This window comes from Microcoleus sp. AT9b-C3 (assembly GCF_036705485.1).
Classification (GTDB): Bacteria; Cyanobacteriota; Cyanobacteriia; order Cyanobacteriales; family Microcoleaceae; genus Microcoleus.
Genome location: NZ_JAUBUR010000009.1, coordinates 160,563 through 180,547, shown reverse-complemented (window position 1 = coordinate 180,547; position 19,985 = coordinate 160,563). Strand labels below are relative to the sequence as shown.

General features: G+C 46.9%; 15 protein-coding genes. 6 read left to right on the top strand and 9 right to left on the bottom strand.

The genetic code is table 11. The features are described 5' to 3' along the window. Positions 1-33: 33 nt before the first annotated feature. Positions 34-243 carry a hypothetical protein gene (locus QUB77_RS11405; RefSeq protein WP_333174032.1) on the bottom strand — a complete coding sequence of 70 codons (210 nt, stop codon included), beginning with the start codon at positions 241-243 and terminating at the stop codon, positions 34-36. Positions 244-601: 358 nt separating this feature from the next. Between QUB77_RS11405 and QUB77_RS11400 the strand changes: the two genes are divergently transcribed. Both QUB77_RS11400 and QUB77_RS11395 read left to right on the top strand, forming a co-directional pair. Beyond that, complete coding sequence (locus tag QUB77_RS11400) at positions 602-2,800, top strand: tetratricopeptide repeat protein (protein ID WP_333174030.1); 2,199 nt, start codon at positions 602-604, stop codon at positions 2,798-2,800. Next, positions 2,757-5,171, top strand: a complete 2,415-nt coding sequence (locus QUB77_RS11395) for a tetratricopeptide repeat protein (protein WP_333174027.1) — start codon at positions 2,757-2,759, stop codon at positions 5,169-5,171. The genes QUB77_RS11400 and QUB77_RS11395 overlap by 44 nt, the downstream gene beginning before the upstream one ends. Before the next feature lie 66 nt (positions 5,172-5,237). On the opposite strand, the gene QUB77_RS11390 is transcribed toward QUB77_RS11395, so the two are convergent. The 4 genes from QUB77_RS11390 to QUB77_RS11375 form a co-directional block, all read right to left on the bottom strand. Further along, on the bottom strand, positions 5,238-6,665 hold the full coding sequence (locus QUB77_RS11390; protein WP_333174025.1) for a protein adenylyltransferase SelO family protein: 1,428 nt from the start codon (positions 6,663-6,665) through the stop codon (positions 5,238-5,240). Positions 6,666-6,984: 319 nt separating this feature from the next. Then, complete coding sequence (locus QUB77_RS11385) at positions 6,985-9,474, bottom strand: GH116 family glycosyl hydrolase (protein WP_333174023.1); 2,490 nt, start codon at positions 9,472-9,474, stop codon at positions 6,985-6,987. Between the two features lie 403 nt (positions 9,475-9,877). Next, on the bottom strand, positions 9,878-10,384 hold the full coding sequence (locus QUB77_RS11380) for a Uma2 family endonuclease (protein WP_333174020.1): 507 nt from the start codon (positions 10,382-10,384) through the stop codon (positions 9,878-9,880). 41 nt (positions 10,385-10,425) lie between these two features. Further along, the gene (locus QUB77_RS11375; protein ID WP_333174017.1) at positions 10,426-10,971 is read right to left on the bottom strand and encodes a gamma carbonic anhydrase family protein; all 546 of its coding nucleotides are present in this window, start codon (positions 10,969-10,971) and stop codon (positions 10,426-10,428) included. 106 nt (positions 10,972-11,077) lie between these two features. Here QUB77_RS11375 and QUB77_RS11370 point away from each other — a divergent pair, with 106 nt between their 5' ends. Then, positions 11,078-11,587, top strand: coding sequence for a TIGR02652 family protein (locus QUB77_RS11370; RefSeq protein WP_333174014.1), 510 nt, complete (start codon positions 11,078-11,080; stop codon positions 11,585-11,587). Positions 11,588-11,823: 236 nt separating this feature from the next. Further along, positions 11,824-12,261: a VOC family protein gene (locus QUB77_RS11365; RefSeq protein ID WP_333140329.1), complete on the top strand. Its 438-nt coding sequence runs from the start codon at positions 11,824-11,826 to the stop codon at positions 12,259-12,261. A gap of 300 nt (positions 12,262-12,561) precedes the next feature. On the opposite strand, the gene ctpB is transcribed toward QUB77_RS11365, so the two are convergent. Continuing rightward, complete coding sequence (gene ctpB, locus QUB77_RS11360) at positions 12,562-13,881, bottom strand: carboxyl-terminal processing protease CtpB (RefSeq protein WP_333174011.1); 1,320 nt, start codon at positions 13,879-13,881, stop codon at positions 12,562-12,564. 195 nt (positions 13,882-14,076) lie between these two features. On the opposite strand from ctpB, the gene QUB77_RS11355 reads away from it, so the two are divergent. Further along, positions 14,077-14,922, top strand: coding sequence for a hypothetical protein (locus tag QUB77_RS11355; protein WP_333174007.1), 846 nt, complete (start codon positions 14,077-14,079; stop codon positions 14,920-14,922). Positions 14,923-15,034: 112 nt separating this feature from the next. Here the strand turns inward: QUB77_RS11355 and QUB77_RS11350 are convergent, their stop codons facing one another. Beyond that, positions 15,035-15,604, bottom strand: a complete 570-nt coding sequence (locus QUB77_RS11350; RefSeq protein WP_333174004.1) for a pseudouridine synthase — start codon at positions 15,602-15,604, stop codon at positions 15,035-15,037. Between the two features lie 208 nt (positions 15,605-15,812). Between QUB77_RS11350 and wecB the strand changes: the two genes are divergently transcribed. Then, positions 15,813-16,943 carry a non-hydrolyzing UDP-N-acetylglucosamine 2-epimerase gene (gene wecB / locus QUB77_RS11345; protein WP_333174001.1) on the top strand — a complete coding sequence of 377 codons (1,131 nt, stop codon included), beginning with the start codon at positions 15,813-15,815 and terminating at the stop codon, positions 16,941-16,943. Positions 16,944-16,986: 43 nt separating this feature from the next. On the opposite strand, the gene QUB77_RS11340 is transcribed toward wecB, so the two are convergent. Together QUB77_RS11340 and QUB77_RS11335 are read right to left on the bottom strand one after the other, a co-directional pair. After that, entirely contained in the window at positions 16,987-18,783 is a 1,797-nt protein-coding gene (locus QUB77_RS11340) for an ATP-binding protein (RefSeq protein WP_333173999.1), read from the bottom strand. A gap of 173 nt (positions 18,784-18,956) precedes the next feature. Continuing rightward, positions 18,957-19,841 carry a substrate-binding domain-containing protein gene (locus tag QUB77_RS11335; protein WP_333173997.1) on the bottom strand — a complete coding sequence of 295 codons (885 nt, stop codon included), beginning with the start codon at positions 19,839-19,841 and terminating at the stop codon, positions 18,957-18,959. Between the last annotated feature and the right edge of the window lie 144 nt (positions 19,842-19,985).

Below are 19,985 nucleotides of genomic sequence, written 5' to 3'. Positions count from 1 at the left end.
TTAAAAGTTCTCTCAATCTCCTGTTTTTGAATATCAGGCAATTGCTTCTCGGTATTCGAGGATATAAAATTCTGGTGCGTCATTCAAAAAAATTAAATTTCCGCCCTTTTGGGTAAGCTGCACGAGTTTCTGAGTCAAAACGCAAGGGAGATTTTTTAATCTTTTTCCTGCGATCGCTAATTGCTCGCAGGCTTCGAGACACAGGATAACTTGAATTAGGGATTCAACCAGTTGTATGTTCATTTGAGCCACCTCTGCCCCGGTTGTTAAATTATACAGTTTTCATTGAGAGGATAAACAATTTCAGCATTTTTTTTCTAAGATATTAGAAGAGCGTGGCTACAGCGCTGGACTTGGCTCGCCATTCCCATCACCCGTTTGCTCAGTCAGTCTATTTGAGATTTTAGATTGACTCCACAGATGAATCGGGGATATTCAACTCTGGTCTAAAATTTGGGGAGGCTAACGACTCCTGTGGGAAAGCAACTATCCGTTTTTGGGTGGGAGTCACGGCTCGATCGAACTTAAATTACTCAGCCAAATATTTTGGCTATTCTGATTTCATGCGATAATGGAACATTGACAGGGTAGAGGGCAAATCATGATTGGTCAACTTCTAGACAGACGTTACCGCATCATTAAAGTCACAGACTCAAGTGAGGTGGGAAAAACTTATCTAGCAGCAGATACTCACCGTCCCGGGTATCCGCAATGCACGGTTAGAGAAATGCGGCTACCCGGCACAAGTTCGCAAACTCCAGAATTAGTCAAAGTTATATTTCAAAGAAACGCAGAAATAATTGAAAAATTGGGTAAACACGACAAAATTCCCGAATTATTGGCGTATTTTGAGGAAAATCAAAGTTTATACTTAATTGAAGAATTTATTGCCGGATTACCCTTAAGTCAAGAACTAATACCCGGTCAACCTTGGGATGAAGACCAAGTAATTGGTCTGCTATCAGAAATATTAGAAATTTTGGTGTTCATACACGAGAAAGGTTTCATTCACCGCAGAATTCAACCAGACAGAGCGATCCGGCGCGAGTCAGACGGCAAATTTGTATTGGTAGACTTTAGCTTAGACAAAGAAATTAACCCGGAACTTGCTAACTGTCATTTGTTGTCGCAAACTTCCCCGAATTCTGTTAAACGGCATGAGGCAAAAAAGCAGGATTTGGCGGCCCAGGAGTTATACGTGCCGATCGAGCAATCAATGGGCAACCCCCGGTACAATAGCGACATTTACGCTCTAGGTACGATCGCCCAGCTTGCCGTGACGGGACTCTCACCCAACGAACTGAGTGCCTTAAAAAACAACAAAAACGAAATTCCCTGGCGAAACCGGGCAACTTGTTCACCGGCCCTAGCAGATATTATCGATCGAATGGTGCGCCCTGACTGCAAGGAACGTTATCAGGAGGCAGCGGAAGTTTTAGCAGACCTCCAACAAATCGCCGTAAAATTGGAGGTTGAGCCGCCGCCAGCCACTATCATCACGCACGCTATGAGTCAACCGCGAAGACAAAGCCAAACCAAACTGCTGCTTTTGGTTGCAACAGCGGCAGCTTTAATCCTCACGGCACTGATAATTTACTTTTGGCAGAGTCAAAGTCCCGCGAGAGCAAAAGAATTGTTAGCCCGTGGCGTTACCAAGGCGCAGCAAGGTGACACAACAGGCGCGATCGCCGATTATACTCAAGCGATCGCCCTGAATGCCAGCGACGCGGAAACTTACTACAAGCGGGCAAACGCTCGCTACGACATGGGCGCAACCGAGCAAGCAATACAGGATTACACGCAAGCAATTAAAGTCAATCCTAACCACACCAAAGCTCTCTACAATCGAGGTATGGCCCGCCTCGACATCGGGGACAAGCGGGGGGCAGTGGAAGATTTCACCCAAGTAGTGCGACTCAATCCCAGCGACGGTGAGGCATACTCTCAGCGGGGTTTAGCCTACTACGATTTGGGCGACTACCCCCAGGCAATTGAAGACTACACTCAAGCAATTCGGCTCAGTCCCAACGATGCTACAGCATACAGCAATCGGGGTTTAGCTCGATCGGCTGCAGGGGACAAAACAGGAGCAATGGCAGATTTTACTCAAGCTCTTCAAATTAGCCCCAAACAAGCTGGCGTATACTACAGTCGCGGTCGAGCGAGGTTTAATCTGGCAGATTATCAAGGAGCGATGGAAGATTATACTAAGGCGATCGAATTGCAACCAGATCTCGCTGATGCTTATACCAATCGGTGCAGCGCTTACTTGAATTTGGCCACCTACGACAAAGCGATTGCAGATTGCACCGAAGGAATTCGCCTCGCTCCAAAAGATGAAGCAGCTTACAACAACCGCTGCATTGCTTATCTGAATTTAAAACAATTTCAAAAGGCCAGCGAAGATTGCAGTTTGACGATCGGACTCAACGGCAACAATCCCAAAGCATACAGCAATCGAGGATTAGCTCGATCGGCTTCGGGAGACAAGCAGGGAGCTTTAGAAGATTTTACTCAAGCAATTCGACTCAATCCTAGCGATGCAGTAGCTTACAGCAATCGCGGTACTATTTACTCAGAACTAAAAAATTATCCCTTAGCGGTTGAGGATTTCGCTCACTCGCTGCGGCTCAACCCCAACAATGCTAGCGCTTTTTACAGCCGAGGCCTCGTCCGCCGCCAACTCAAAGACCGTACCGGGGCGATCGAGGATTTTCAGAAAGCTGCAACCCTCTTTCTAGAACAAGGAAGAGCCGATGGTTTCCAAAACGCACAATCACAAATCAACGACCCTAAATAAAATATTAGTCACCATTCAGATGTTAAAAAAAGAAGAAAAAAGGGAGAAGGAAGAAGGAAGAAGGAAGAAACAAGAAGACCCAATTACCAATTCCCACTTACCAACTTCTCGTTACCAACTCCCCGTTACCAATTCCAAATTACCACCTCCCCGTTACCAATTCTCACTTATAGATATGAACATGGTTGGTCAACTTTTAGACAGGCGTTATCGCGTAGTGCAAATTCTCAGTTCAGGAGCTTTTGGACAAACTTATTTAGCTGTCGATACTCGCCGACCGGGCCACCCTCAATGTGTAGTCAAACAACTGCGCCCTCCCAGCAACACTTCCACCGTTCTCAAAACAGCTTATCGCTTATTTAAACAAGAAGCAGAAATATTAGAAAAGCTGGGAAAACACGATCAAATTCCATTTTTACTAGCTTATTTTGAAGAAGCCAATCAATTCTACCTCGTAGAAGAGTTTGTCCCCGGACACGCCCTAAATAGGGAAATTGTAGCCGGTCAACCTTGGCGAGAAGAACGAGTGCTGGATCTGTTGCAAGAAGTGTTACAAGTTCTCGCCTTCGTACACTCTCAGGGAGTGATTCACCGCGATGTTAATCCCTCCAACTTAATCCGCCGCAAACCAGACGGCAAATTAGTTTTAATTGACTTCGGTTCGGTAAAAGAAGTTGCGAGTCACGTCAGCGAGTACGATACAGAATTTCCGCGCACCATTGCTACTGGAACTCCGGCTTATATGCCGATCGAACAATTTCAAGGCAACCCGCAATTTAGCAGTGACCTCTATGCAGTCGGGATGATGGCAGTCCAAGCTATCACTGGTTTACCCGGTACAGATTTGCCAAAATTGCAAGATCCGAGTCCTTCTCATACGGGGGAAATTGTTTGGCGAAACCGAGCTCAATGTTCTGTGGGATTAGCAAATATAATTGACAAAATGGTCTGTCACCAATTTGCCAAGCGCTATCAATCTGCAGAGGAAGTTTTGGTAGCTCTCAGCAAGTTGAGACACCGCCAAGAGCCTGTGAATACGGCTAACAAGAAAAGTATGGCTCCCAGCTTATTGTCTTCTGAGCGTTTTTATTCACGTTTGGGAAGTCGGTTTTGGTTGCTGATTTTGGCAGGCGTCGGGGCGGCAATAGTTCTGATATTTCTGTTTAGTTATAGGAGCAGCCCGAATCCGATTAAAGCTAAAGAATATTACGAACAGGGAGTAGAAAAGTCTCGCAATCAAGATGCGGAGGCAGCTTTGCAGGCTTTTAATAAGTCAATTCAATTGAATCCTAAAAATGCTGAGAGTTTTTATCAGCGCGGTAATGCTAATTATGATTTACAAAAGTATCAAGAAGCAATGGCGGATTATTCTCAGGCGATCGCTCTCAATCCTAAATATGTTCAGGCTTATTTTAACCGTGGCCTAGCCCGTCACGATTTTAACGACAAGCGCGGGGCGATTGAGGATTACACTCAAGCTTTGAATCTCCAGCCAAACGATGCTGATACATATTATGAAAGAGGAGTTGCTTATTTAGAACTGCAAGATTACAAGGCTGCTATTGAGGATTTTACCGAAGTAATTCGGTTGCAGCCAAACCTTGTTAAAGCTTATCATTCGCGGGGGCTGGCTCGTGCTGGGAGCGGCGATTTGCAGGGGGGGATTGGAGATTATACTGAGGCAATTAAACTTGATGCTAAGAATGTTGATGCTTTTTACAGTCGGGGGAGAGCTCGCTTTCATTTAGGAGATTATCAGGGAGCTTTGGCGGATTATTCTCAGGTAATTGCGATCGATCCCAAGAGTGCAGATGCTTACGCTAATCGTTGCAGCACGCAGTTGAATTTGGGAGCGCATCAAGCGGCAATTGACGATTGCACTCAGGCAATTTCGCTAACCGAGGAGGATGGGGTTCCTTACAACAATCGCTGCATTGCTTATTTAAACTTGAAGGATTATCCGAAAGCAATTGCTGATTGCACTCAAGCGCTGAAAGTGAATCCGAATGATTATAATGCTTTTAACAATCGTGCTTTAGCTCGCAGCGCAGGGGGTGACGCCCAGGGGGCGATCGCCGATTTTACAGCAGCAATCGGGTTCAATCCCAACAATGCTGAAGCTTACGCCAATCGGGCTAAGATTTATCAGGAGTTAAAGAATTACAATAGTGCGATCGCAGATTACGTGCAAGCTATTCGGATCAATCCGAATTATGCTGGTGCTTACTACGGTAGAGGCATGGTTCGTCGCTCCTTGGGAGACAAAGCAGGAGCAATTAGCGATTTAGAAAAAGCCGGCAAAATGTTTCTCGATCAAGGACTTACTGGGGGTTACAAAGATGCACAATTTGAGATTGAAAAGCTCAAGTAATCAGTTGTTAGTTGTTAGTCAACAGTCAACAGTCAACAGTCAACAATCCCCCATGCCCAATTCCCTTTAAGAATTTTGAAGTCTCTTCACCAATTCATAAAACGGTTCCCAATTATCCTCAATAGCTATGGCTTCCCAAACAGCCTCAATCGTCGGCCTTAAGAGCGATTGTTCGGGATTGTGCCGGAGCAACCGGTCCGCCATTTTGTCCATATCATCCGTAGACAAACTTTGCAAAACGTGATAATAAAACTGCCGCCAAGGCGCTATCAAGTCCGCCGGTTCCGCCTCAGCAAAAATTAGACTAGCATCATCTCGCCAAGTGCGATCGAACTGCCTTCGCAGTTCAAAAAAGAAATCGTGATACTCAACTTGAGACTCCGCCAGCATTTTAATTGTCACCTTCAACAACTCATCTCCCTCCGCCTCTGGCAAATCCTCAAATCCCAATCTATTTAGCATCAACTGCCGATAAGCTGCATTATAATAATCGCCAAACTTTGCCAAAGCAGCATCCATATCAGCTTGAGGAATCGCCGCTGCTAGAGGTTCCTGAAGCTTCTCTAAATTGTCCCTACAAATCAACGGTTGATTGCCGTAACAATAAAGACCAGAATGGTCAAAATAAGCTGCTGTAAATTCCGGCTTGTAAGTTGGGATAAAAGCGAAAGGCCCGTAATCGAAACTTTCTCCAGTAATCGACATATTATCAGTATTCAGCACTGCGTGGCAAAATCCTGCTGCCATCCACTGAGCGACTAATTCAGCTACTCGCTTGACTAAATCTGCATAAAATAGCGCATACTTTTCCTGTGGCGAAAAACCAGCATTACTTGCTTCTAAATGCAGTTCAGGATAGTAATATTCAATAACAAAATCTAAAAGTTTTTTAGTTAAATCCGGGCGGCGGATATAGTGCAACCTTTCAAAAGTTCCAAACCGAATGTGAGAATGACTGAAACGCACCATTACGGACGATCGCGTCGGAGATGGTTCGTCGCCCCGCCACAAAGCATCCCCAGTTTCAACTAAACTAAAACAGCGAGATGTCCGCACTCCCAATCGGTGCAAAGCTTCGGCTGCTAAAACTTCGCGAACTCCCCCTTTGAGAGTGAGTCTACCGTCACCGCCGCGCGAGTAGGGAGTGCGGCCGGAACCTTTAGTGCCGAAGTCGTAAAGTCGGCCGTCAGTCCCGCGAACTTGGCCGTATAAGAAGCCTCTACCGTCACCTAAATTCGGGTTATATTGGTTGAATTGATAGCCGTGATAGCGAAGTGCCAAAAAAGGGCGGACGCAGTGAAATTCGCCGAACGCTTCGATAAAATGTTGGTCGGTTACTTGTGCGGGGTCTAAACCCAATTTCCGCAATAATTCGTCATTGCGGAACCGGAGAATGTGCTGCGGAAAATCGGCCGCAGGGACTTCATCAAAATAGTCGCCACCGAGAGATTCGATGGCGGGTTCGTAGTTGAGGGAAAGTAAGGGATTTGACATTTTTCTATTTTATCTTGAAATTGGCGATCGCTCCAAATTATATACAAGTAAGGTGCGGACTGCATGGCTGTCAAGAATTGCCTCAGACCCTTTTTCTCTCTGGTTTATAGCCGAGTTCGATCCCCTCCCATCTCCGAGCTTTTTCATGCTCAAATTTTAGCCAAGCTGAAGTTTGAGCATGAAAGATTAATGTCTTCCTCGAAGGCGAAAACTTTTTACGGTCAATTTTCTTGATAGTTGAATTAACCGTTTTCCTTGCTACAAAGCGAGTTTAAGGCTTAAATTTTAGTCGGATTCACCAGCTAATATACCTTTTTCCCTATTTAAATTTGGTCAACACTCCGTAAATTGCCCAAATCGCCATCGCCCGCAAATAGTGACTCGCCCGAAAAGTCCCCCCCGCCGTAATCGCTTCCGGCGTCCGAAACTGCAACCCATTTTCATAAATCTGCTTCACCACCGCATCCGTCAATTTAAAAGCTTTCTCCTCCATCCCCATCTGTACCAAAAAAGCAGCCAACCCAAAATTAATCCCCGTCCAAACTTCCAAAGGATGAGTCGCATTCGGATTTTCCGGCGAACCATTCAGCATCACGCCATTTGCCGCACCGAACTCGCCATCGTTGAACTTCAGAAAGCAAGAATCGTACACAGTTTCTAAAGCACTGACTGCACATTCTGGCGGCACAATATCCGGCAATCCTAACAGTTTTGCGTAAAATTGACCGCACAGTTGGTCGGCCATCACCACTTCGGAATTACTCTCGCTGTCCAAACGGTAATATTGACCGTTCCACAGTTTTTCTTGATAGCTCGGTCTTGCTTGTAGCAGCCAACTGTGATATAATGCTATCTTTGCTTGAGGGTTAGGAATTATCTCCGGTGCTGCATCTTCCAAGATTTCGCCGATCGCGATCGCAGCCTCCAGCGCCGCCAACCACAAACCCCCGCAATACGCACTTATCCCCCGCATTTGCCAATCATCAAACGTCTGATCCGGTGCTCCAGAATTCTCAGGAATTCCGTCCCCATCCTGATCAAAAGTTTTTAGATAAGCCAAAGCCTCAACAATTGCCGGCCAACACTCTTGCAGAAACTCACAATCTGTGCCGCCAGTCAACAGGAAATCCCGATAAACCTGCAACACAAAATCGCAAGGTAAATCCTTCCACAAATTGCAATCTTGATAGCTAGTATAATTGGTTTTCTCCCAAGGATGTTCGTTAGGAGCACCCAAATCGTGCGGCGTCGCACCGACAGCTTTTCTAATAGCCGAAGCTTGATTCCAGCCAATAATTCTCGGCGTATCGTCTCCGGCTGAAATTGCCCTAGCGAAGGCTAAAACCACCGACTTTTCCAAATCCGGCCACAGCATCAACAAAGCAAAAGAACCGTAAAGCCGCACGTCCAAACTTTCGTACCAGCGGTAATCAATGCACTCCAAAACCGCAAATTGACCCTTGGGATCGCGTTCGTCAGCCGCACTCCAAAGAGTACCGCCGTCTGTGAGGGCGTATAACTCGTTAAACAAAGCCATTTTAAAACTGTCTGACAAATCTTTGCGTTCTAAAATCGGCTTTTGCCAAGCTTCGATATTTTCGCGCCAAGTATCCGAATGCTTCATTGCAGTGCGAATAATCGGCCAAGCATTTTTGCCGTTGCGGCCAAAGAAATCCGTATAGCGGCGGTAGTACCAAACTCCCGATGCAAACTCAGTAACGGGCAAATCCCAAGCTATAATAAAGGGAATTTTGCGAGTTTTTCCCGGTCGAATAGTAAAGCGAACTGCGATCGCACAAGCCAACTGTTCTCCTGCTGCTGCGGCTGTCTCGTCTTTGTCATCCAACAAGAAACCTTCAGCAGAAAAGTTGCGCCAAATATCATCGCCGTTCCCCGCCGGGTTCCAGCGAGTTTGATAGAATACTTCTACCGCCGGATTAGTAATAGTTGCGATCGCCCATTGTCCATCCCCCTCTTGCGGTTCCTCCTCAGCAGTCAACCGCGTCATCACGCAACCGATTCGGTGAAAATCTTCCACCAACAAATTCAAATTGCCGGCACTTTCTCCCCACCGGGGTTGATAGTCATAAAATGGACTACCATCATCTCGCACCATCACTTTCGGCGACTTGTTGGCATTAGTAAACCAACCGACTATATTCTGCCAAGTCAGCATGATGCTGAGAGTAATCGGCGCATCTGTAGGATTGTGCGCTACCCATTCAAACATGGCCACTGGGTAACTGCTTTCCTGATAATTGTTCGGCAAAATTGGCGAAAATTGCTCGCAGCTTAATTGAGCCTGAAACACATTTTCGTAAACATACCAACTGCGCGGATACAAAGCATGATAAGTGCCAGAATTAGACTTTACCCCTCTCCCTTCATCCTGGTCTATTCTATCCGTTACATCCGTTACAAAATCCGCTGCCGCACTTCCTTCTTCCTTCTTCCTTCTTCCTTCTTTTGGATACCATTTCCAACTCGATAAACTGCCATCGGTAGGCGCTTCAGTAGACAGTGCAAAAGCTTGTTTCTTGCCTTGAGTTTCTTCAAAAACGCTGAACTGACAGGCGGGCAAACTGCGAAATATGTGCTCGCCGCCGTCAATGTGCCAGAGGTTGAAGTCGCCGCGGGACGATCGCCCGATGCAGCCGGCACCGAACCCGCCCAGAGGCATTCCGTGCCAGGGTCCGTCGTCGAGATTGCTTGCGTAGCGGACTGTATAGGGATTCTCCCAACCGAGGCCGATGGGACGTTTCCAGGTGTACGGGGGGATGTTTGGAGTAGATGTGCGATCGTTATTCATGTCATCAATTTTAGCGCTCGATCGAGCTTGACAATTTTTTTATTTAAGTTTAAACTTTTATCGCTCGAATAAATCCCGATATTTCCGACGACAGTTGACGGTTGATTGTTGACAATCAAGCAATTGGTTTCAGGTTCGCCGGCTTCATCAATTCTCCCATCTAAAATCTAAAATCTAAAATCTAAAATTTGTTGTCGATCGCCTAAGGGGGAAGAATATCATCTAAGCGAAGTTGCAAGCTTTTCAACAGAGGAGAAATAATCGGTTGACCGAGGCGAAATTGTTGCTGGGTGTAATCTTGGTCAATCAGTTGGCAAACGGTGATATAGCAATCCTTGCAGGAGTTGTAAATTTTTTACCCCACCCCAGCCCTCCCCGAACTCGCGGTCCGGGAGTAAGAAATTCACAAATGATTTAGGATCGCTATAGTAGGTTGTTTTGGTTTACCGATAAAAGCCACGCCCCCCAATCCGCGATAATCAACTATCCAATATTCGGGAATTCCTAAAATAGCATATTCTTCAACTTTTCGGGCGTAATCTGTTTCCCAATTAGTGCTAACTACTTCTACCACCAATTTAACCGATCGCCCCAGGGTAATCACAGATTCTCTTTCCCAAAGAGGTTCGCTGACATTAGCAGTTTCATCTAATACGACAATATCGGGACGGCGGGCAGTAGCTGCATCTGAAAATGGACGGATCAAACAAGTGCGGGGAATGAACCAGGGTAGTTTTTCGGCTGCGATGGCGATGCCAATTTGAGTGGCCAGTTTACCGCTGACGGTTTCGTGTGGGCCTGTGGGTGACCTGTCAACTAATTCTCCGTCAGCGAGCTCGTAGCAGAAGTTGTCACAATATCGATCGAGGAATGTTTCAAAAGTTAAGATTTTTGGCGCTGTGTAAGCCATTGGAAACTAATAGTTTTTTGCTTAAAACCTTATTCTATCAACTAACCAAATCCCAAATCAGAACCTTTCCCCGCGTGAACCAGAGCCAACTTTTCGTAACGCTTAGCGTGTTCCACCAACTCGGCTGCTTCTTCCTCAGAGACATCCCGCAGGCGTTTGGCAGGCACTCCCGCAACTAGCGTGTGAGGGGGAACGTCCTTGGTGACAACCGCCCCTGCACCTACGATAGAGCCTCTGCCCACCCTCACTCCGTCCAGGACGATCGCCCCAATCCCGATCAGGCAGCCCCGTTCAATGTAAGCTGAGTGAATCACGGCTCGGTGTCCCACTGTCACGAAATCTTCCAAAACCGTCGGTTTCCCCGGATCGCCGTGCAGAATTGCTCCATCTTGGATATTGGTACTTGAGCCGATCGCAATTCGCTCTATATCCGCCCGCACCACCGCCCCGTACCAGATACTAGCGCCCGCTGCCACCTCTACCCTGCCGATCACAACAGCGCCTTCAGCGACAAATGCCGCTTGGGATAGATCTGGCCTGGGCCAATAGGAAGGAAGTGCAGACTGAGATTCGTTGAGATTGCTCATTAGTTGGTCGATCGTTATACTTCTAGCAGATTAGCTGGTTGTTGATACGGGATATAATAAAAGTATTTGGGACTTTTGCAGAGAAAATAGGCTGGGACGCAAATAAATGATTGAAGTTGCCTTGCAATACCCGATGTTTGGCCCGGAAATTCAGTGTCCCCACTGTCGCCAAACAATTCCGGCTCTAACGCTAACGGATACCTATTTGTGTCCGCGTCACGGGGCATTTGAGGCAGATCCAAAAACGGGGGAACTCGTTCACCTTCAGTCTGGGCGGCACTGGCGCCGCTGGGAGGGTGAATGGTATCGCCAGCACACGCACCCCGACGGGATTCGGTTTGAAATTCACGAAGCGCTCGATCGGCTTTATACTCAAGGCTATCGAGCAACTCGCGTGATCGTTGCCCAACGCTATCGGGACTTAATCAGCGCTTATTTGGAACGCAGCACGCCGTGGCGCGGTCAAGCGGAATCGCCCCGGCCGAGACTGTACGGTTTGCCTGTGGATTTTAGCCCCGATCCCCAAGAAGACCCTTGCTGGGAAGTGATTAATTTTGATTTGGAAAAAGAGCCGGGAGTTCCGATTAGATATCCCTATTTTCGGTTGTTTGAATAAGTGAATAAGTGAAGGAAGAGGGAAGTTCGGCAACGGATTCTGTAACGGATGTAACGGATGTAACGGATGTTAGAAAGAGGGAAGAGGGAAGAAGGCTCTATTGCTTTCGCGCTAAAGATGCTGCGACCGTTTATAATTCCGAATTCCGAATTTACCCTCTAAAATCTCAAATCCAAAGCTGTAATTCCTACTTCCATTCTAAAATCTAAAATCTAAAATCTAAAATCTAAAATCGAATGCACCACGCCTCGATTCGCACTGCTAACATACACCGAGCGATCGCCTTTTACGAACAGTTGGGATTTACTGTGAGCGATCGCTTTACCACAGGTTACACCCTAGCCTGTTGGATGGAAGGTCTCAACGGACGCATTGAACTCATTCAAATCCCGGAACCAAAACCCGCACCGGATGCTTTCGGAGACGAGCATTATGTTGGATATTATCATTTATCTTTCGATTTAACTGAGGCGACAACTGACTTGCCTAGCTGGTTGCAGTCTCTGAAAGAGCGGTTTGAGGAAGCTGCTAAAGACCAACCAAACCAGTTCCAAGCTTTAAAAGTTTTGTTAGAACCGACTCAACAGGCGATCGGGCAAAATGTTTACGAAGTAGCTTTTATTGCCGATACAGACGGATTGCCTTTAGAATTTATCCGGCGCATGAATGACTAATTAAGTCAGAAATCCCCACTTAAGAAATCCCATCAGCCTGCATCTGTGTTCATCTGCTAATATCTGCCGTTAAAAAATCTCCCTCCCACTAATTTGCTTTAATCAGGATATCAGTTAACCAATAACTTAAGTAGAAGGAAGAAGGAATAATGCTCATAGAGCCAGCGTTTTAACCATCTGTATCTTACGTTTCCTCAGATAAATTCACTTAATAACTCATAACAATCATCATAAAAACAAAACCCGCGCAGGCGGGTTTCATCTTCATGCTTATTGTTAATAAATTACGGTTTCAACTACTTACTTTTTAGGAACGACAACCTCATTAGCTGCAACGGGACGGGTCGAGGAAGCGGTAGTTTTCAAAAGTGCGATCGCCTGCGCGTAGCAAGGATCGTCCTTAGTCGCCACCAACATCGGTTTGTTAGCTAATTTCAGCTTTTGTTCGTCGGTTATTTCGACTTTGACATCGGGAGTAACGCCCTTGTGGCTGATATCCGTACCGTTGGGAGTAAAGTAGTGGGCGATAGTCACCGCCAATCCCGAACCGTCAGCCAAAGAATGCACCGACTGCACCAAAGCTTTGCCAAAAGTTTGGCCGCCCATCACAGTTGCGCGCTTGTTATCCTTCAGAGCACCGGCCAAAATCTCGCTGGCGCTGGCCGAGTTGTCGTCCACCAGCACCACCAAAGGCTTGTCAGTGAGCGCAGTGCGATTTGCCTTCATTTCCTGAGAATCGCCCGCGCGATCGACTGTGCGGACGATCGCCCCTGTATCCATCCACATCCGAGCGATATCTATGCTCACTCGCAGCAAACCGCCGGGATTGCCCCGCAAATCCAACACAAAAGCGTCAGCTTTCTGATCCGAGAGCTTTTTAATCGCTGCCTGCATTTGTTCGCCCGCGTGGGAGCTAAACTCTTGCAAACGGATGTAACCGACATTCTGACCGCCTTCATTCTTGAGGCTGTAGCGAACCGCTGCTACCTCAATTCTCGCCCTAGTCAGAGTGATATCAAACTCGCTTTTGCCCTCACGAGCAATCCGCAGCGTGACTTTCGTACCTTCGTCGCCCCGAATTACCTGAGCCGCATCCGATACAGTCATGCCTTTGGTAGTTTTGCCGTCAATCACCAAAATCGTATCGCCCGCTAGAATCCCTGCCTTCAGGGCCGGCGAATTTTCCATCGGCTCGACTACCCTAATCGCTTTCGTTTTCTCGTCTTCTTCCAGCCTCATCCCCACCCCTGTCAGTTCCCCAGAGGTTTGATTCGTCAGCGCTTCGTACTGCTTCGGGTCCATGAAGCGCGTGTACTGGTCGTTTAATTTCTCTAGGGCTTTGCGGAGAGCGGTATAGGCAGCTTCGCGAGAGGTATAGTTTTTGCTCAACAGTTCTTGGCGGGTCAATTGCCAGTCAGTCTTGTTAAAGCTGCCATCAACATACTCTCGGTTCACAATTTGCCAAGCTTCGTCTAAGACAGCTTTGGGGCTATCTTGAAGCTCGGCGCGCACTGATTGGCTCAGGCCGGGAACGAGTAAAGATATCGAAGCGGTTGTTGCCATCGCCCCACTGAACAGGGCTGCCTGTAATTTAGAAAAGCGTCTGCGGGCTTGATTCATTGAATTTGGCTCAATTCGATTTTAGATTTTTGATTTGAGATTTTATATTGCTAAAAAATCTCACACTACTACTTAAACTATTGTGTGGAGGCTCCACTATCCCTTTGGACAGTTTAACGAGATTCTTAGTCGATCGCCAACCAATTATTACTCTCTTTCAATAAACTTAATTTAAAACTTGGATTTGAAAGTGCCGTGGAAGCTAAAATCGAACAATTTTCGCGTAAGTGGTTGAGCCTGCTCGTTAATGGAGTTATCGGTATAGCAGCGCTGGCGGGGGTCGTCGCCATGCAGTCTAGCGGGCAGTTGGGCGGAATGTCCCCAGTTGATCTTCCGGGGCAAAAGCCGCTCTCTGCAATATCTACTGCCAGTTTCAAGCGAGCCGCACAGCAAGAAGCGCAGCAAGAAGCCCTGCGGCTGAGAATGCTCAAAACTCTCCCTAGTTTTGGATTTGACAATTTAATTGCCGATTGGACATTTCTCAAATTTTTGCAGTATTTTGGCGACGACGAAGCGCGAGATGTGACGGGCTACAATCTCAGCCAAGATTATTTTGACATTGTTACGCAGCGCGACCCCCGGTGGGCTGACATCTACCTGTTTCTTTCCACAGCGATTTCTTTTTATCAGGGAAAGCCTGAAACTGCTGTTAATTTGATAGAGCGGGGTACTAGGGCCCTTGCCGTTTCGCCACAACTTCATTCCCAATCCTGGATAGTGTGGCGAACTAAAGGTCTTGATGAGCTGCTACTGTTGGGGGATATTCCCGAGTCAATTAACTCTCACGAAATGGCCGCTGATTGGGTGGAAGGAACCCCGAAAGGGCAGAAATTGGCGCAGATGTTTCGAGCAACTGCTCAGTATTTGCGCCGAGATCCCGATAGCGTGCCGGTGCGGTTTACTGCTTGGAGCACCGTTTATGCTCAAACAACTGATAAGTTGGTGCGTCAAAGGGCGAGACAAGCTCTTGTCAAGTTGGGAGCTCAGGTGCAAAAAGATAAGGATGGAAACGAGAGTTTTATTTTGCCGCCTCGAAAGTAAGCAGAAGGAAGAAGGAAGAAGGAAGAAGGAAGAAGGAAAATGCAGCCACAGTCATAGTTTCAACTATCAAGAATGTCCTAACCGTCAAGACTGTTGACTGTAATTCTTCAATCTAAAATCTAAAATCAGCTTGATTTAGTTCGCGCCATTCACCGGGTTTGAGGCCTTCCAGACGCAAAGGCCCGATCGCACACCTGACTAGCCGCAGCGTCGGAAACCCTACTGCTGCGGTCATCCGGCGCACTTGGCGGTTGCGGCCTTCTGTGAGAGTCATTTCCAGCCAAGCTGTGGGCACGTTTTTGCGAAATCTAATCGGCGGTTCGCGGGGCGGCAAAGGGGGTTCTTCTAACAATAATTGCACTTTTGCCGATCGAGTCCGATAATCTTGAATTGTGACACCTGTCTGCAAAGCTGCGATCGCACTTGCATCGGGTATTCGTTCAACTTGCACCCAGTAAGTGCGGGGATGAGCGAATTTCGGGTCACTGAGGCGGTGTTGCATTTGTCCGTCATCGGTTAGCAGCAACAAACCTTCACTATCGCGATCGAGCCTTCCTACTGCATAAATGTTAGGCATAGGAATATAGTCTTTGAGAGTGCTGCGTTTAGTTTCGCTGGAGTTGTCAGTAAATTGAGTTAAAACGTCGTAGGGTTTATAAAATAGAATGTAACGATAGGGCATGACAAATTAAAAAATAAAAATGTACCAAAAGTGCAAGCAGAAACGATATAACTCCCAAAAAAACACCTTCTATCTCTCTTCACTCCTCTGCGCCCTCTGCGCCCTCTGCGGTTCATAAAAAAATAAATCTTATTAACCAACGATTCAAACCTGCTATAAAATATTGAGCCTTTAACACCCTCGCAAATCTCAACTACCCAATTTTACCATGCCCGAAGCTACTCACCGCGTTTGTATCGTCTTAGGAACTCGCCCAGAAGCGATTAAACTAGCGCCAGTAATTCAACTCTTCAAAAGTTCGCCCACCTTTGACACCCAAGTAATTTTAACCGGCCAGCACCGAGAAATGGTCGAGCAAGTAATGCGAATGTTCGATCTAAAAGCCGATCGGGATTTAGCAATTATGCAGCACCAGCAAACCTTGACAGATATTACATCCCGGAGTTTGCAGGGTTTGGAAGCCTTGTTTAAAGAATTGCAGCCCGAAATCGTCTTAGTTCAGGGCGATACAACGACTGCATTTGCCGCTACGTTGGCTGCATTTTACCAGAAAATACCCGTAGGTCACGTAGAAGCCGGATTGCGGACAGATGACGTATTCAATCCTTACCCCGAAGAGGCTAACCGACGGTTGATATCTCAGCTCACAAGGCTGCATTTTGCCCCGACAGCGCTGGCCCAAGAGAATTTAGGGCGATCGGGCGTTTTGGGAGAAATTCACCGTACAGGCAACACAGTAATCGATGCTTTGCTTTCTGTCGCCAAACGCCAACCAGAATGCAACATTCCTAACTTAGATTGGAGCCAATATCGCACTATCTTAGCAACTGTTCACCGCCGCGAAAATTGGGGAGAACCCTTAGCAGGAATTGCTCACGCATTTCTCCAAATCTTAGATAAATTTTCCGACACAGCTTTACTGCTACCCCTGCACCGAAATCCTACTGTTAGAGAACCTTTGCAAGCTCTTTTGGGCGACCACCCAAGAGTATTTTTAACTGAACCTTTAGATTACGCAGAATTAGTAGGAGCGATTCAGAGATGTCATTTAATCCTCACAGATTCCGGCGGCTTGCAAGAAGAAGCACCTAGTTTGGGCAAGCCAGTTTTAGTATTGCGAGAAACCACAGAAAGACCCGAAGCAATTTCCGCAGGCACAGCTAAACTTGTGGGTACGAATTCTGATACAATTTTCACAGCAGCGGCAGAATTGCTCAGCAATTCCGAAGCATACAACGCAATGGCAATGGCAATTAATCCCTTTGGTGACGGTTTGGCAGCGTCGCGGATTTTGAAAATTGTTGAAGAGTATTTTAGTGAGAAGACAATTGACAATTGACGGTTGACGGTTGAGAGTGAGTCGAACAACTGAAAACCCATTCTCAAGTATTTGTTAGCTGAGTCCGATCTATGGGAATCTCAATCACAAACTTCGTGCCTTTGCCCGGGGTGGAATCACACCAGAGTTTTCCTCCATGCTTTTCCTTCACCACCTGATAGCTAATGGATAATCCTAATCCTGTCCCCTTGCCTACGGGTTTAGTAGTGAAGAAGGGATCGAATAGGCGCGATCGCGCTTTCTCTGGAATGCCCGTACCGTTATCGGCGATCGCAATCTGCACCCACTGTTTTTTTGTTTTGGTAGTCTTAATCAAAATCCGATTCGGTTGGTCAACAATATCCTCAAAACTACGTCCTTCATTGCTCTCTTCCAAAGCATCGATCGCATTTGATAGCAAGTTCATAAACACCTGATTAAGTTGACCTGCATAGCATTCTACCAACGGTAACTCGCCATATTCTCTGACTACTTCAATGGTTGGGCGTTCTGGCTGGGCTTGAAGGCGATGTTCTAAAATCATCAAGGTGTTATCAATGCCTTCATGGATATCGACAGCCTTGAATTCCGAGTGATCCAGACGAGAAAAGCTACGCAACGAAACCACAATGTCCCGAATGCGACCGGTGCCCATTTTCATCGACTTAAGAATCTTAGCGAGATCCTCTTTTAAGTAGTTTAGATCCACATCGTCTAGGTCATCTTGAAGTGATGGGGACGGGTTGGGATAGTGCTGTTGATAGGCATCTAGTAATTGCAGCAAGTCATGGATGTGATCGTTGAGATGAGACAGGTTGCCGTAGATAAAGCTGACTGGGTTGTTGATTTCGTGCGCTATCCCTGCCACCATTTGCCCCAGTGCCGACATTTTTTCGTTATGCACCATCTGACTCTGGGTGCGGTGCAGTTCTTCAAGGGTACTCTCTAGTTGTTGCACCTGTTGGTTCAGTTGCCGATCGCGAGCCGTAAGTTGCTCTGCCATACTGTTAAATCCCTGCGCTAAAAGCCCCACTTCATCCTGACTGTCAACCCGAATACCACACGCTAAATTGCCTCTGGCCAATTCCTGGGTTGCCTTAGTCAGTCTTTGAATGCGATAGCTCAGAGTTTGGGTCAGATGGAAACCTCCGAGCGTCACAACTGCGATCAGGACACTTCCCAATAGCCCAAAGCTACCCACCACAAACCACAACCGCTGTTCTGCTTGCTCGATTTCCTTGGCAGAATGCAGTACAGCAATTTTGAGAGTTGCCCCATCGAAACCTTGTAGCTGGATTGTTTTGATCAGGTATGCTTCACCAGCAATCCCGATCTTAGTGGGCAACCCCTCTGGCTGGGGAAATTGCCAAGACCGATCGCGGTTAAGTGGCAAAGTAGCAGCCGTTACCTTCTCGCCCTCAAAAGCCACCAAATGTATGGATGTGTCGCCGCGAAGCGACAGGAGCGCTGTGTCGTCCATGGCTAATCCCGCAACCAAACCAGCTAGGATCTTTTGAGATGATTTGATTGATATTAACCCAATCATGGAAGCCGGAGCCCAGTTTTCTGCCAGGAGAACTCCCGGTAACTCTAGTCCGGTTCGGGCGGCACGGTTCAGCGAGCCATCCTGCAATCTGGCCTGTCTTATTGCTCCCAACTGTGAAGACACTAAGACTTGACCATCAGTGTCAACTATTCTGATCAAATCCAGTTTAAAACCCGCTTGGATTGGTAATACTGTCCGCAGTAATAAAGGGCGATCGCCCTTTATTACTGCTGTGATGACATCATTATTTTCACTCACCGAACGGGCTTTCACACGGAGTGATTCTTGCCTTTGCTTTAGAGTTTCCTGCAGCATACTAGCCAGATCCACGATCTCCCTTCGCCCCATTTGTTCTAAGTTGTTTCTAGCAAAATAACCAAAACCCAAGGTTCCCACAGTCCATAGACTCAGAAATGCCAACAGCAGAGGTGATAACAACTTGACGGAAACGGGTAACCGCGCATATCTGGACTGGATGGCCATAGCTCTTAATTGTTGGCGGATTGGCTCACGGAAATAAAGCCAGACTCCTCCATCGCGTTGACTCCTGGCGGAGTAGAGATGTATTGAATTAGCGCTTGGGTAGCCTCTGAAGGTTTTTTGTGCCAGAGAATTGAAATTGTCCGAACCATCGGATACTTACCCGCTTTGACATTTTCTCGTGTTGGTTCAACCCCGTTGAGGCTGAGCCGGTTGACAGGTAGTTTATTGGAAATGGCGTGAGCAAGGGAAAAGGTACCGATGCTGTAAGGAGTGCTTTGAATTGCCTCGATCAATTCCCCTTCTTTCCGAAATACTACTGCTTCTAATGAATTTTTTAAATCTGCTCCTAGGTAATATTTCCGCAAGAGTCGCTTGGCAGATTCATCTTCTGGGCGATCGAGCAGTACAATTTTAGCATCGGTTCCTCCGAGTTCCTTCCAGTTGGTGATAGTGCCACTATAAATGCCTTTGAGGTCTTCAGTCGTGAGGTTTTTCACCCCTGTGACGCTGGGATGACTTGCAACTAAAAGGGCATCGTGGGCAACCTCACGAGACTCTAAGATGCCATCATTTTCTTCTGGCTTTAATGTTCTTGATATTGCACCTACATCGACTAATGTCTGTTTAACCCCATCAATGATATTTTCAGACTGCCCCGGTTCTAGCTGGGTAATTTTGACGTTTTTTGCGGTTGCTTCGTAGTTGGTTTGCAGCACCTTACTCAGACCCAACGCGCTGCTTGACGCCCCAACTTTAATCGAGGTTTGGGTTTGCGTTGCCGCAGTCGTGGGCGCTGTTGTGGTGGTGGCACTGCTGGTCGTCGTACTGCAACTGGGCAGCCCTAGGAGGGCGATCGCACTTAAAGCTACGCTAAGTAAATTCTGTTTCATGTTCAAATTCCTATGATCCTACGCTATTAAGGATGATCGGGCTACTCAAAAACTCGATTTTTGAGTATTTTATCGCGCTGGCAACTCGATCAATTGATTTTTGATTTTTTATCGAAAAAAGTTGATATCTCACGGTTGATTTTA

Excerpts from the sequence above, each read along its gene's own strand:
- QUB77_RS11405 (WP_333174032.1), bottom strand. The coding sequence starts at position 243 with ATGAACATACAACTGGTTGAATCCCTAATTCAAGTTATCCTGTGTCTC.
- QUB77_RS11400 (WP_333174030.1), top strand. The coding sequence starts at position 602 with ATGATTGGTCAACTTCTAGACAGACGTTACCGCATCATTAAAGTCACA.
- QUB77_RS11395 (WP_333174027.1), top strand. The coding sequence starts at position 2,757 with ATGGTTTCCAAAACGCACAATCACAAATCAACGACCCTAAATAAAATA.
- QUB77_RS11390 (WP_333174025.1), bottom strand. The coding sequence starts at position 6,665 with ATGTCAAATCCCTTACTTTCCCTCAACTACGAACCCGCCATCGAATCT.
- QUB77_RS11385 (WP_333174023.1), bottom strand. The coding sequence starts at position 9,474 with ATGAATAACGATCGCACATCTACTCCAAACATCCCCCCGTACACCTGG.
- QUB77_RS11380 (WP_333174020.1), bottom strand. The coding sequence starts at position 10,384 with ATGGCTTACACAGCGCCAAAAATCTTAACTTTTGAAACATTCCTCGAT.
- QUB77_RS11375 (WP_333174017.1), bottom strand. The coding sequence starts at position 10,971 with ATGAGCAATCTCAACGAATCTCAGTCTGCACTTCCTTCCTATTGGCCC.
- QUB77_RS11370 (WP_333174014.1), top strand. The coding sequence starts at position 11,078 with ATGATTGAAGTTGCCTTGCAATACCCGATGTTTGGCCCGGAAATTCAG.
- QUB77_RS11365 (WP_333140329.1), top strand. The coding sequence starts at position 11,824 with ATGCACCACGCCTCGATTCGCACTGCTAACATACACCGAGCGATCGCC.
- ctpB (WP_333174011.1), bottom strand. The coding sequence starts at position 13,881 with ATGAATCAAGCCCGCAGACGCTTTTCTAAATTACAGGCAGCCCTGTTC.
- QUB77_RS11350 (WP_333174004.1), bottom strand. The coding sequence starts at position 15,604 with ATGCCCTATCGTTACATTCTATTTTATAAACCCTACGACGTTTTAACT.
- wecB (WP_333174001.1), top strand. The coding sequence starts at position 15,813 with ATGCCCGAAGCTACTCACCGCGTTTGTATCGTCTTAGGAACTCGCCCA.
- QUB77_RS11340 (WP_333173999.1), bottom strand. The coding sequence starts at position 18,783 with ATGCTGCAGGAAACTCTAAAGCAAAGGCAAGAATCACTCCGTGTGAAA.
- QUB77_RS11335 (WP_333173997.1), bottom strand. The coding sequence starts at position 19,841 with ATGAAACAGAATTTACTTAGCGTAGCTTTAAGTGCGATCGCCCTCCTA.